This window comes from Dyella sp. NPDC103356, from assembly GCF_055584465.1.
The window spans coordinates 727,427-740,171 of the sequence record NZ_JBVJLZ010000001.1; the positions used below are offsets into that span (position 1 = coordinate 727,427).

At 61.3% G+C, this 12,745-nt stretch carries 11 protein-coding genes; 4 read left to right on the plus strand and 7 right to left on the minus strand.

The window, feature by feature from the left end; all coding sequences use genetic code 11:
- Positions 1-107: 107 nt before the first annotated feature.
- The 3 genes from mtgA (at position 108) to ACZ6WW_RS03150 (ending at position 2,334) form a co-directional block, all read left to right on the plus strand.
- Complete coding sequence (gene mtgA, locus ACZ6WW_RS03140; RefSeq protein ID WP_465272920.1) at positions 108-824, plus strand: monofunctional biosynthetic peptidoglycan transglycosylase; 717 nt, start codon at positions 108-110, stop codon at positions 822-824.
- 51 nt (positions 825-875) lie between these two features.
- Entirely contained in the window at positions 876-1,802 is a 927-nt protein-coding gene (locus ACZ6WW_RS03145; protein WP_465272921.1) for a glycosyltransferase family 2 protein, read from the plus strand.
- A 103-nt stretch (positions 1,803-1,905) separates the two neighbouring features.
- Entirely contained in the window at positions 1,906-2,334 is a 429-nt protein-coding gene (locus tag ACZ6WW_RS03150) for a CBS domain-containing protein (RefSeq protein ID WP_281852072.1), read from the plus strand.
- Between the two features lie 13 nt (positions 2,335-2,347).
- Here ACZ6WW_RS03150 and ACZ6WW_RS03155 read toward each other — a convergent pair whose 3' ends face one another.
- On the minus strand, positions 2,348-3,643 hold the full coding sequence (locus ACZ6WW_RS03155) for an NTP/NDP exchange transporter (RefSeq protein ID WP_465272922.1): 1,296 nt from the start codon (positions 3,641-3,643) through the stop codon (positions 2,348-2,350).
- A gap of 280 nt (positions 3,644-3,923) precedes the next feature.
- Between ACZ6WW_RS03155 and ACZ6WW_RS03160 the strand changes: the two genes are divergently transcribed.
- Positions 3,924-5,243: a serine hydrolase domain-containing protein gene (locus tag ACZ6WW_RS03160; RefSeq protein WP_465273014.1), complete on the plus strand. Its 1,320-nt coding sequence runs from the start codon at positions 3,924-3,926 to the stop codon at positions 5,241-5,243.
- A gap of 272 nt (positions 5,244-5,515) precedes the next feature.
- Here ACZ6WW_RS03160 and ACZ6WW_RS03165 read toward each other — a convergent pair whose 3' ends face one another.
- The 6 genes from ACZ6WW_RS03165 to cysD form a co-directional block, all read right to left on the minus strand.
- Positions 5,516-6,565, minus strand: coding sequence for an energy transducer TonB (locus ACZ6WW_RS03165; RefSeq protein ID WP_281852069.1), 1,050 nt, complete (start codon positions 6,563-6,565; stop codon positions 5,516-5,518).
- 328 nt (positions 6,566-6,893) lie between these two features.
- On the minus strand, positions 6,894-7,451 hold the full coding sequence (metJ, locus tag ACZ6WW_RS03170) for a met regulon transcriptional regulator MetJ (RefSeq protein WP_345781789.1): 558 nt from the start codon (positions 7,449-7,451) through the stop codon (positions 6,894-6,896).
- 678 nt (positions 7,452-8,129) lie between these two features.
- Positions 8,130-8,525 carry a glycine cleavage system protein GcvH gene (gene gcvH / locus ACZ6WW_RS03175; RefSeq protein WP_465272923.1) on the minus strand — a complete coding sequence of 132 codons (396 nt, stop codon included), beginning with the start codon at positions 8,523-8,525 and terminating at the stop codon, positions 8,130-8,132.
- 83 nt (positions 8,526-8,608) lie between these two features.
- The gene (gcvT, locus tag ACZ6WW_RS03180; protein ID WP_465272924.1) at positions 8,609-9,709 is read right to left on the minus strand and encodes a glycine cleavage system aminomethyltransferase GcvT; all 1,101 of its coding nucleotides are present in this window, start codon (positions 9,707-9,709) and stop codon (positions 8,609-8,611) included.
- A gap of 86 nt (positions 9,710-9,795) precedes the next feature.
- The gene (cysC, locus tag ACZ6WW_RS03185; protein WP_465272925.1) at positions 9,796-11,694 is read right to left on the minus strand and encodes an adenylyl-sulfate kinase; all 1,899 of its coding nucleotides are present in this window, start codon (positions 11,692-11,694) and stop codon (positions 9,796-9,798) included.
- Complete coding sequence (gene cysD / locus ACZ6WW_RS03190) at positions 11,694-12,641, minus strand: sulfate adenylyltransferase subunit CysD (protein ID WP_465272926.1); 948 nt, start codon at positions 12,639-12,641, stop codon at positions 11,694-11,696. Before cysD ends, cysC begins: the two co-directional genes overlap by 1 nt.
- Positions 12,642-12,745: the final 104 nt, after the last annotated feature.

Consider the following 12,745-nt stretch of genomic DNA (forward strand, 5'->3'; position numbering starts at 1 on the left):
GGGAGAAGATGGGGGCGTAGGCCGCCCGCTGCAACCGGCACCGGCCCCACGTCTCAGGGCCACGCGAGAGCCTTATATACTGCAACGAACCTCAAGCCCGCGTTGCCATGGCCCAAACACGTTCGCTGCCCGTCCGAATCCTGCGATCCGTCGCCATCCTGATAGTCGCCTGGCTGGCGCTGAGCTGGCTTGTGGTGCTGATCCTGCGCTTCGTACCACCCTGGACCTCGGCGGTGATGATGGAGCGCCGGCTGAGTGCGCTTGTGCACGGCCAGTCGGGGTTTGAAATTCATCAACGCTGGGTCCCCTGGGAAAGGGTCTCACCTTATGTGCCGCTGGCGATGGTTGCCGGCGAGGATCAGAAATTCCCGTTCCATCATGGCTTCGACGTCGACGCCATCCAGGATGCCATCGACGCGGCCGACGACGGCAAGCGCCTGCGCGGCGCCAGCACGATCAGCCAGCAGACGGCGAAAAACCTGTTCCTGTGGAACGGGCGCAGTTTCGTGCGCAAGGGGCTGGAGGCGTACTTCACCGTACTGATCGAACTGACCTGGCCCAAGCAGCGCATCCTCGAGGTCTATATGAACATCGCCGAGTTGGGCGATGGTATCTATGGCGTGGGCGCGGCCAGCGATGCGTATTTCGGCACGCCACCAGCGCGCCTGGGCCCCGCCCAGGCCGCACGACTCGCGGCAGTGCTGCCTAACCCGCGGCGCTTCCGGGTGGACAACCCCAGCGCCTATGTGCAGCGTCGCGCCAACTGGATCCAGCAACAGATGGGGCAGTTGGGCGGGCCCGGGTATCTGCAACGCCGACGTTGACCGGCGTTAAAGCTTTAAGATGCGCTGATTTTCACCTTGGCAGATGAGTCCATGCAGAAACTCGCCGTCGTCGTGCCCGCATACAACGAGTCTTCGGTGCTGGAGGCTTTCCACGCACGCTTGGGCACGGTGTTGGCTGGGCTGCCCCTCGAGTGCGAGGTGCTCTATGTCGATGACGGCAGCTCGGACAACACCTGGGAGCTGATCAAAAGCCTGCGCACCGGTGGCGTGCACGTCAGCGGCCTGCGTCTGTCACGCAATTTCGGCAAGGAGGCAGCCCTGACCGCCGGCCTGGACAAGGCCGACGCCGATGCGGTCGTGGTGATCGATGCCGACCTGCAGGATCCGCCCGAGTTGATCCCTGAATTGGTCGAGCAATGGCGGGCCGGCTACGACGTGGTCTACGCGACACGCAGCGTGCGTGAGGGCGAGACCCGCTTCAAGCGCTTCACCGCGGCGGCGTTCTATCGCGGCATGGAGCGACTGTCCAATACCCCCATTCCACGCGATACCGGCGACTTCCGCCTGCTTTCGCGCCGCGCGCTGGACGCTCTGCGCCAGTTGCGCGAACGCCAGCGCTTCATGAAGGGACTGTTTGCCTGGATCGGCTACCGCCAGACCGCCGTGCTTTACCAGCGCGAGCCGCGTCAGGCTGGCACCACCAAATGGAACTACTGGCGCCTGCTGCAGCTGGCCATCGAGGGCGTGACGTCGTTCTCGACCGCGCCGCTGCGACTGGCGACCTGGGTGGGCCTGTTCTCCGCCCTGCTTTCCTTTGTGTATGGCCTCTGGGTGCTGACCAAGTCGATCATCTACGGCGATCCGGTCCGCGGCTATCCCACACTGATGCTGGTGATCCTGTTCCTGGGCGGGGTGCAGTTGCTGGCACTGGGCGTGATCGGCGAATACCTCGGCCGCAACTATGCCGAGAGCAAGCAGCGCCCGCTGTACTTTATCGACGAAGATTTCCGTGCCTGAGCCCGGCTCGGCAGGCTTCACAAACGGGCTACATCTGCCATCGGGGACAGCGTTAGACTGATCCGCACGCGGCCGGCCCGCGGCCGGAGGGAGAGCGATCAGCATGCGTCAGGTGAAGCATCTTCTGGAAAACAAGGGCAGCGATATCTATGCCATCGCGCCGGAAGTACCGGTGCTCGAAGCGATCAAGCACATGGCCGAGCGGCGCGTCGGCGCCTTGCTGGTGATGCGCGGAGAAGTTCTGGTCGGCATCCTTTCCGAACGCGACTATGCGCGCAAGGTGATCCTGCAGGGACGCTCATCCGCACAGACGGCCGTGTCGGAAATCATGAGCAGTCCAGTGCTTACCGTATCGCCCGATACCGACGTGTTCGACTGCATGCGGCTGTGTACCGATAGCCGCATCCGCCATCTGCCGGTGGTCGACAAGGAAACCGTGGTAGGCGTCATCTCGATCGGCGACCTGGTCAAAGAGGTCATCGGCGAACAAGCCGAGCAGATCGAACAGCTTCAGCGTTACATCGCCAGCTGAGGAAGGAAGGCTTTCAGGCGCGCCGCGCAACGGGTGGTTGAGCGGCGGCTTCCGGTGCCAGGTCAGGTGCGCGCCCGATCTGGCGCGCCACCCAGGTCGCAAGCACCGAAACGCCCACACCGACGCCCGCCATGCCGGCGACACTCACGCCCAGCGTGCCGAACAGGCTGACTCCGCTGGTGACCAGCACGTCGCCCAGGCGCCACACCGCAGTTTCGATGAAGTTCTTGCCCTTGTAGCGGGTCTCTCGTGGCACGCGCGTGTAGAGCGCGTCAGAGGCCGGCTTGGTCATGCCATAGGTAAAGCCACGCGAGCCGATCGTCAGGATGGCCAGCAACGGCAGACCCAGCGCTATTCCAGACACTTCGCCCGGCCCCCATACCACGATGGCGGCCAGCAGCAGCAAGTTGATCAACGAGGTAACCACCAGCGCAGCCACCGCGCCGCGTCGAATCATCAACCAGCGGGTGACGGTCAACTGCAGCGCCACGCCCAACAGGTTGGTGTAGAGATCCAGATCGTTGTAGAAGGACGTGCGCGCGACCTTGTCGGTAAAGTGCGCCTTGCTGTAGTCGGCCAGCAGAGCATAAGCCAAGGTACCAATGCCATCGCCCAGCAGCATCAGCACGGCCATGTAGCGCAGGAACGGTTTTGTCACCAGCTCCTTGATGCCTGCCCATAGCGAACCGCCGACCGGCTCGCCCTGTCGGTCGCCGGATCGATCCTGTTCGCCCGAAAGAAACAGCAGCACACCCAATGCCAGCGCCAACGTCACAGCCGAAACCACCAGCAGCGGCGCGACACCGAGTGTCTGCACCAGGGCTTTGGTCACCAGCGGGCCGAAGATCGCACCCGCCATGCCGCCCAAGGCAATCAACGGAAACACGCTCCGTGCCTGCGGGCCGTTGAAGATGTCCGCCATGAAGCTCCAGAACAGCGACACCACGAACAGGTTGAAGATGCTCACCCAGACGTAAAACACCACGCCCAACGAACGCGCGCCGATCCGGTCCTGCGCCATGAAGGCAGGCACGAAGGCCAGCAGGCAGGCGATGAAGAAACAGTAGCTCCAGCCCAGCAATTGCTTACGGCGAAAACGTGCGGCCAGGACGCCGAAGACCGGTGTCAGCGCCAGCATCACTACGAAAACGACCAGATAGAACATGGGCAGCGACTGCGAACCGACAGCACCGCCGAGCTGATCGCGCACCGGGCGAATGATGTAGTACGAGGTCATCAGGAAAAAAAATGCCAGCGCAGACAACGCAGGGGCGGCATTCGCAGACGCGGCGGTGGGGCGAGCGTTCAACGGCGTGAATCCGGCGTGGGTCGCGGCAAGACTAGCACGCAAACTTTGTCTGTTGCTTCGCAGCAAGCGACAGGCCGCGAACCTTCACGCAGCGCAAGTTGTCGAAGCTCGCGCGGTCGCGGATGCGCGTCGGCTGAACCCTGGTCTGACGATCGACGTGATGGGTCTGCATTTTTCGTTGTAGGCCACCAGGAAGTGCACGACAATCGGGATATAAGCAGCACTCGCCCTCCCCTTTCTGCCAAGGCGTTCCCCGCCGCCGAGACCTTTGTTGAGCAGCATGCCGTTCCGCAATCTTTTTCTGTTGATAGCCGGCGCAGTGGGCCTTGCCAGCACGCCCGCCTTCGCCCAGGTCACCGGCAATGCCGAGACCACCGCCGCACACCCGGTAACCTTCCCTCGCGAAGAACTCCCGCCCGAGCGCGTCAAGGAAACGGTGTCCGCGTACCAGGAGTGGCTGAGCAAGCTCGAAGAGCGCGATGCCGTCGCCGGCATGGCCACCGCAGTAGTCGTCGACGACAAGGTCGTGTTCGAGCACACCCTCGGCTACGCCGATGCGGCCACGCGCGAGCCGGTCACGCCCGATACGGTCTTTCGACTTGCGTCGCTGTCCAAGGCCTTCGCCACCGCCGTCACCGGCGTCATGGTCGAGGACGGCAAGCTGGGCTGGGACACCAAGCTGGCCGACGTGCTGCCGTTCTTCAAGCTCAAGGACGCGCAGGCCTCGAGCCAGGCGACCGTACGCGACATTCTCGGCCAGCGCCTAGGCCTGCCGCGCAACACCTACGACAACATGCTCGAAGGCAACATCTCCTACGAGGAGCTGGTGCGCAAGCTCGACGAAGTCGATATGGCCTGTGGCGTAGGTCAGTGCTACGGCTACCAGAACGTCGCCTTCAGCCTGATCGGCGACGTGCTCTATGCGCAGACCGGCGACTTCTTCTATCGCCTGGTCGACAAGCGCATCTTCTTTCCGCTGGGCATGAAAACCGCCAGCTATGGCCGCGACGCGCTGGAGTCGAGCAAGAGCTGGGCGCGCCCTCACCGCGCTGCAGGCAGGGGTTCGTGGGTACCGTTCGAGCCGAACGAAACCTACTACCGCGTTGCGCCGGCAGCGGGTGTCAATGCGAGCCTGCACGATATGGAGCAATGGCTGATCGCCCAGATGGGCGGCCGGCCAGACGTGCTGCCGCAATCCCTGCTCGACGTACTGCATGAACCGGGCGTACCCACGCCGGTCGAGATGCATTCCACGCCATGGCGCCGCGCGCGCATTACCGACGCACACTACGCGCTCGGCTGGCGTGTGTTTGAGTACGGCGGCGAGACGCTGATCTTTCATGCCGGTGCGGTCGAAGGCTATCGCACGATGATCGGCTTCTTCCCGAAATACCACGCCGGCGTGGTCACGATGTGGAACTCGGCCGGCCCTGTGCCTTCAGGCCTGATGCCGATGGTGCTCGACAGCATGCTGGGCCTGCCGCATGTGGACTGGGCCGACGTCGAAGGTGCCGCGCCGGTGGCTGCTGCGCCGGCCAAGGCGAAGAAGGCGAAAGGGAAGAAGGCCACGCCCAAGAAGAAGCGGCGCGCGGCACAGTGAGGACGGCGCTCCGTCGCCTCTCAACTGTATCAGTGAAGATGTCGCTCTGTAGGAATCACGTCAGGGAAGCTCGAAAAACCCTTCCTACACGTCATTCGGCGCAGGCCGGAACCCAGTGACTTTGCGGTCGGTTGTCGCGACAGCTCTCAACAAAGTCAGTGCTATCGCGAAAACTGAAAATTGATGCCACTGGGTCCCGGCCTCGCCGGGATGACGATAGGAAAAACCGAGGTGATTCGAGGCCCCCGAAAGGGAGCCCCACACCGACCTGATTAGTTCAACTTGAACTCGATCCGCTGCTGCCGGTCCGATGCCACCGGCGTGCCCGCCTGCGTCGCCGGCTCGTACTTCCAGCGGCTCACTGCGTCCATCGCCGCGCGGTCGAATACGTGGCGCGGCTGTGCGTCGAGCACCTTCACATTACCGACGGTGCCTTCAGGCGAGATCGTAAAGCTCACCTCCACCCAACCTTCCTGCGCCGACCGCATGGCTGCCGTCGGATAACGCGGCTGGCCACCCTTGATCAACACCGGACCATGCGTGCCGGAGCCACCGCCTTCACCCGCGCTGGCACCACCGGTACTGGCCGTCTGGGTTGCTGCCTGCTGCTGTTGCTGACGCGTCGCCTCAGCCTGTTGTGCCGCACGCGCCTGCGCGGCGCGCTGCTGTTCGGCCAATGCCGTCTTCTGCTGTTCGGCAGCCACGCGGTCGGCTTCGGCCTTGTCCGTCACCGCCTTCTGCGCAGCCAGTTGCTGCTGACGCTCCTTATCGGACGCCAACTGCTGTTCACGATCCTGTAGCTTGCGCTGCGCGTCGAGTTTGGAACGCAGAATCGTCAATGTGTAGTTGGCCGGATCGGCCTTGGCCAGCAGATCGATCTGGCGCTGGGCTTCACCGAAATCACGCTGGTTGATCGCCTGCTCGGCCGAGTTCGCGCCGAACGGGAAGGTCTCGCGCAGCGCATCGACGGCCACCTGGTTGCCGGGCTGCTTCTCCAGCACCTTCAGATAGAACTCGAATGCGTTGTTGCCGGCCGGGGTAAGCATCCGCTGCTCGTTCATCGCCTTGCGGGCTTCGGCGAGCAGTTCGTTAAGACTCATCGCGCCGACATTGACTGGCGCCGGTGCTGCAACCTTGCTGGCCGTGACCGGCGTCGACGGATGACCGCCGGAGTCGGACATCACCAGGTCTTCGTGCGGCTTGATGATCAGGAACCAGGCGCATGCGGCAAACAAGGCAACAACCGCAACGATGGCGATGGCGACAGGGCGTATAGCCCCGCGCGCGTAGCGACGCGCATGACGAATATTTCGGGTATCCATGGTCTCTCGCGTAAGTCTGAACCAGATACCCGCGCTTTTTCCCCCTGTGAATCCAGGAGCGGAGGCCTCCCCAGGCCACCGCGGCGCGGATAGTGAGAAAGGTACCCGCAAAGCAGCAGCACGGCAAATCGCCAGACCCGTCACAGTCCATCGAAAGGGATTCACGCTATGTACGGCGCCATCTAACGGGCGGATAAGAATTTTTCTTACGTTTCCGAAGCCCGGAAACGAAGCGTCCCGACCATGGGCCGGGACGAATCACTTTCGAAGTACTCCCTGCGCTGGGCACCGCAGGGAGAGAAAATCGAGTCTTATATAATTGCTTGAATTACTTCTTGGCGGCCTTGGCAGCCTTCGGGGCCTTGGCGGCGCGGGTGGCCTTGACCACCTTGGCAGCAGCGGCCTTCTTCACGGTGCGCTTGGCGGCCTTCTTGGCAACCTTCTTCACCGCAACCTTCTTCACCGAAGCCTTCTTGGCAGCGGCAGGACGCTTTGCAGCGGCCTTCTTCGCGGTCTTGCGGACAGTCTTCTTGGCGGCCTTCTTGGCAGCCGGCTTACGGGCGACCGGGCGCTTTGCAGTCGACTTCTTAGCGGCGGTCTTCTTGGTGGCTTTCTTTGCAGCTTTCTTGGTGGCTTTCTTGGCAGTGGCCATAGTTCGTCTCAGCTCCTCATCAGTTGGCAGTGGTTGCCCAGTAAAAGCGTGCAGGAACGCCTCAACCAGCAGATCGCTGTTCGTGGCGTGCCTTAAATTGTTCACCTGGCGACGGGTGCGTTCATCGGACAGCAACCTCAGTACATGCAACGGAATCGAGACCGTGATCTTGCGTACTGCGCCGGCTTTCTCTCCGTGGTCGACGTAAGGCCTGATGAATTTCGATGACGTCATAACACCTGTTCCCCGTGATCTGAAGCGAAAGCTATTCCTGAATATTTCTACTGTCAATTGATTTTAGCTGTGAAATCAGTGCGTTTCACCTACCTTGTGACACCCCCAAAAGCCCTGCCCCACAAGGGTTCGCGGCCTTCCGGAGGCATTTTCGTTTGGACGTCCATACAGCTAAAAACGCAATTGATAAAAACACGCAAAAACGCCAAAAACCCCTAAAAACAAGTAGTTTTAAGCACGGCAAGGAATTATTTTCCTTGCATATCAACTAGATCAACACATCATCCAAAACCATGCCGGCGACACCGTCGGACCGGCCGATTTGGATGAACGAAAGTCGACTGAGAGACCCGAAAAAAAAATTTCCGGAGCACCCTTCCGAAGGGCCTTCAGCACCCCTCAATCGACCGCTGAAAGGGTCGAAGCACGGTTCGACACCAACGCTCGCACCCCCATCTCGCTCTCGTCGAGTGGTCGATGTGGACGCAAATCCATCCACATCGGCGCGATCGAAATCACCTTCTTCAAGCCGATCGATGCGACAAAAAAGCGGTACCGCCGCAACAGAAAAATCGACTCGTGCATGCCACCGAATACACATTCACCGGCGCGTCGAACCATAAAAAACGACGGTCGCCGTAGCGACCGCCGTCCGTAAAACGGAGTGCCGGAAAACGCTCAGTGATCGTCGTTTTCCATCACTTCGGCGTACTCGTCCGCGCTCAGCAACTCGTCGAGCTCAGCACGGTCGCTGGGCTTGACGGCGAAGATCCAGCCCTTGCCGAATGCGTCTTCGTTGATGGTTTCCGGGTTGTCGTTGAGCTCTTCGTTGATCTCGACGACTTCGCCCGTCACCGGCGAATAGATGTCGGAAGCGGCCTTGACCGACTCCACCACGGCAGCACCTTCGCCCGCCTTCACCTGGCTGCCGATTTCCGGCAGTTCGACATAGACCAGGTCGCCGAGCTGACCCTGGGCATGGTCGGAGATACCCACGCGCACCAGACCGCTGTCTTCAGCGCGGGCCCATTCGTGGGACTTGAGAAATTTCAGATCGCCGGGGATCTCGCTCATGTTGGGCTCCTAGGTAAGCGCTTGTGGGGGCAGATAGGCACGATGATGGCCGATTGTAGCGACAGCCGGATGCTACGGAAACGTCAAATGCCAGGTTGCGGCTTGCCGTCACGAACGAAGGGATATTTCACGATGCGCACCGGCACCTCGCGGCCGCGGATGTCCACGCGCACATCGCCCGACTCACCGACGGGAATACGTGCAAAGGCAACCGCCTTGTTGAGCGTGGGAGCGAAGCTGCCGGAAAGAATTTCGCCTTCGCCGTTCGCGGTCAGGACCTTTTGCCCGTGGCGCAGCACGCCCTTGTCATCCAGCACCAGGCCGACCATCACGCGCTTTACACCCTCGGTCTTCTGCTTCTCGAGAGCGGTGCGGCCGATGAAATCGCGGCCCTCGTCCAGGGCAATCGTCCAGCCAAGATTGGCCTCCCACGGCGAGACGTCCTCGTCCATGTCCTGGCCGTAAAGATTCATGCCCGCTTCCAGACGCAGCGTATCGCGTGCGCCCAGGCCGGCCGGGCGAACACCGGCGTCCGCCAGCGCGTTCCACAAGGCAACGGCATGCTCGTTCGGCACGATGATCTCGAAACCGTCTTCGCCCGTATAACCCGTGCGCGCCACGAACAGCGGCATGCCGCCCGGACCCTGGCCCGCGGCCGCCGCGAACTTGCCGAGCTTCTCGATGCGCGGACGATCGATGTCATGCAACAGGCCGAGCACCTTGGCACGGGCCTGCGGGCCCTGCACTGCAATCATGGCGAAGTCCGGGCGCTCCTTGACCTCGATGCCGAACGCCGCCGCCTGCTGCTGGATCCAGGCCAGATCCTTGGCACGCGTGGCCGCGTTCACGACCAGGCGAAAGTGTGCCTCGTCGAAGAAATACACGATCAGATCGTCGATGACGCCGCCGTGCTCGTTGAGCATGCAGGTATACAGGGCCTTGCCCTGCACCTTCAGCTTGTCGACGTTATTGGCCACCAGATGCCGCAGAAAATCGCGCGTGCCGTCGCCGTGCAGGTCGATCACGGTCATATGCGAAACGTCGAACATGCCGGCGTCCTGGCGTACGGCGTGATGTTCCTCGATCTGCGAACCGTAGTTGATCGGCATGTCCCAGCCGCCAAAATCGACCATGCGCGCGCCCAGGGCGCGGTGGGTCTCGTTGAGTACGGTCTTATCGGTCATGGCGACGTGCTCTGGGGAAAGTCACCGATTATCGCCGCCGGGCGGCGGCAATCCAAGCCTTGCCGTCATATGCGTGAAGGCGTGGGCTATTGAGCCACGTCGCCCCCATGTCTGGTTTGCCCCTCGAGCAAATACGCAACCACCTCTTCCGCGAGTTGCTCCGCACGACGGCCGCCGGCCACCAGACGCACTTCCGGGTGCTCAGGCACTTCATAGGGCGAATCGATGCCCGTGAAATTGGCGATGTCGCCGGCCCTGGCCTTTCGATAAAGACCCTTGGGGTCGCGTCGTTCGCACTCGTCCAGCGGCGTATCGACGAACACCTCCACGAACTCGTTTTCGTCAAAGAGGTCGCGTGCAAACCTCCGCTCGCTCGCGAACGGGGAGATGACACAGGCGAGGACGATCAGGCCGGCATCCACCATCAGATGCGCCACCTCCGCCACTCGACGCACATTCTCCACACGCGCCTCGTTGGTGAAACCGAGATCCTTGTTCAGTCCGTGTCGAAGGTTGTCACCATCGAGCAGATAGGTGTGATAGCCCAGGGCATGCAGCCGTCGCTCGACCAGATTCGCGATCGTGGATTTCCCCGCCCCGGACAGCCCGGTAAACCATAAACACCGGGATTGCTGCCCCTTGCTCAGGCTGCGGACCTGCTTGTCGAGATCGATGTGCTGCCAGTGCACATTGGAAGCGCGGCGAAGCGCGAAGTCCAACATGCCGCAGCCCACGGTGGCATGGTTCTGCCGGTCGATCAGGATGAAGCCGCCCAGGGCGTGATTGGTTTTATACGCTTCGAAAGGGATGGCGTGATCGAGATCGATGTTGCAGTACCCGACTTCGTTCAAATCGAGCCTGCTCGCGGCCAGCTTGGCCTGTGTATTGACGTCCACCTTGTGCTTGATGGCGGTGACCCGGACATTGACGGTCCGCGCCCCGACCTTTAGCCAATACGTACGATTGGGAAGCAGCGGGGCGTCACCCATCCAGAGCAGATGTGCCGCGAACTGGTCCGCTATCGGGGCAGGCTTGGTCGCGCTGGCAATAACATCCCCACGACTGACATCGATCTCACGGTCCAGGGTGAGAGTGACCGCCTGGCCAACGGAAGCCTGCTGCAAGTCGCCATCGGCAGTGACGATGCGTTCCACGGCAGCCTGACGCATGGCGGGCTGTACGACGACCACATCACCTACCGCAATCTCTCCCCCGCATATGGTGCCCGCATAGCCGCGGAACGATGCATCCGGGCGATTGACCCACTGCACGGGCATGCGGAACTCCCCTGGCTGGGGAATCGCGATCGATGCCGTCTCCAGGATTTCCAACAGACTGGGGCCGTCATACCACGTCGTCAGGCGGGAGCGGCTGCCGACATTGTCGCCGTTGAGCGCCGCCGTAGGCAGACAATCGATGTCGACGATGCCGAGCTGGTCGGCCAGCTGGCGGTACTCGCGTACGATGCCGTCATAGATGTCCTGCCGGTAATCGACCAGATCCATCTTATTGACGGCCAGAACAATCCGACGAATTCCCAGCAACGCACATATATATGTATGGCGACGCGTCTGAGGCAGCAGTCCCTTGCGCGCATCGACCAGGACGAGCGCAAGATCGGCCTGCGACGCGCCCGTGGCCATGTTCCGGGTGTACTGCTCATGTCCCGGGCAATCGGCCACGATGAAACTGCGTTTCGCGGTATGGAAATAGCGGTACGCCACATCGATCGTAATACCTTGCTCGCGCTCGGCATCGAGGCCATCGGTAAGCAGGGAAAAATCCAATACGTCAGGGGCGTCCGCATGCAGCTTTCGACTGTCGCGGACCAGCGCGGCTATCTGATCGTCGGGCAGCATGCCTGCGTCGTAAAGCAGCCGACCCAGCAATGTGCTCTTGCCGTCGTCGACGCTTCCGCACGTAATGAAACGAAGCAGACCGGACACTTGAGTGCCATTGCCCTGATTGGCATCGACCGTCGTCATCAGAAATAACCTTCCTGCTTCTTGCGCTCCATCGAGGCATTTGCATCGTTATCGATCATTCGCCCCTGCCTCTCCGAGCTGCGCGACATGCTCATCTCATCAATGATCTTGTCCAGCGTATCAGCCTGCGAGGTGATGGCACCGGTCAGGGGATAGCAGCCAAGGGTGCGAAACCGGACTTCCTTCATCTGTATCTGCTCACCATCGCGCAACGTGAAGCGCTCGTCGTCTACCATGATCAGCGCGCCATCGCGCTCGACCACCGGCCTGGACTTGGCGAAGTACAAAGGAACGACGGGAATATTTTCCCGCCGAATGTAGTGCCAGACGTCCAGCTCGGTCCAATTGGAAAGTGGGAACACTCGCACACTTTCGTCTTTCTGGATAAACGTGTTGTAGTTGTTCCAGAGCTCTGGACGTTGATTTTTCGGGTCCCAGCGATGCTGGGCATTTCGAAACGAAAAGATCCGCTCCTTCGCGCGCGATTTCTCCTCATCGCGACGCGCGCCACCGATCGCCGCATCGAATGCGTATTTGTCCAGGGCCTGCTTCAACGCAACGGTTTTCATGATGTCGGTATGCACCGCCGATCCATGCGTGAGGGGGGAAATTCCCTGACGCACGCCGTCCTCGTTGATGTGGACCAGCACCTCCACATCGCCCTTCGATGCAACCTGGTCGCGAAACGCAATCATCTCGCGGAACTTCCAGGTCGTATCCACGTGCAGCAGAGGCATGGGCGGTGGCGCCGGGAAAAACGCCTTGCGCAACAGATGCAGTAATACGGAGGAATCCTTTCCGATCGAATAGAGCATCACAGGGCGCCGGAAGGACGCGGCGGTCTCGCGGAAAATATGGATGCTTTCGGCTTCCAATGCATCAAGCCGTGACATGGAGAACATAGGAGTTTCGCTATATCGAATGAGAGGGCCGCTGCCGGCAGCCATAAAAGTGAAATTTAGCCGAAAACCGCCTCCCATACACCGCCAGGCCCTCTGCACCGGACGGCGGGTCTTCAGATTTCTTTCGATAGCCCGCAAACATCGGCCAT

Coding starts and splice junctions, on each gene's coding strand:
- metJ (WP_345781789.1), bottom strand. CDS start 7,451: ATGACGTCATCGAAATTCATCAGGCCTTACGTCGACCACGGAGAGAAA.
- ACZ6WW_RS03165 (WP_281852069.1), bottom strand. CDS start 6,565: ATGGATACCCGAAATATTCGTCATGCGCGTCGCTACGCGCGCGGGGCT.
- gcvH (WP_465272923.1), bottom strand. CDS start 8,525: ATGAGCGAGATCCCCGGCGATCTGAAATTTCTCAAGTCCCACGAATGG.
- ACZ6WW_RS03145 (WP_465272921.1), top strand. CDS start 876: ATGCAGAAACTCGCCGTCGTCGTGCCCGCATACAACGAGTCTTCGGTG.
- cysD (WP_465272926.1), bottom strand. CDS start 12,641: ATGGCTGCCGGCAGCGGCCCTCTCATTCGATATAGCGAAACTCCTATG.
- cysC (WP_465272925.1), bottom strand. CDS start 11,694: ATGACGACGGTCGATGCCAATCAGGGCAATGGCACTCAAGTGTCCGGT.
- mtgA (WP_465272920.1), top strand. CDS start 108: ATGGCCCAAACACGTTCGCTGCCCGTCCGAATCCTGCGATCCGTCGCC.
- ACZ6WW_RS03150 (WP_281852072.1), top strand. CDS start 1,906: ATGCGTCAGGTGAAGCATCTTCTGGAAAACAAGGGCAGCGATATCTAT.
- ACZ6WW_RS03160 (WP_465273014.1), top strand. CDS start 3,924: ATGCCGTTCCGCAATCTTTTTCTGTTGATAGCCGGCGCAGTGGGCCTT.
- gcvT (WP_465272924.1), bottom strand. CDS start 9,709: ATGACCGATAAGACCGTACTCAACGAGACCCACCGCGCCCTGGGCGCG.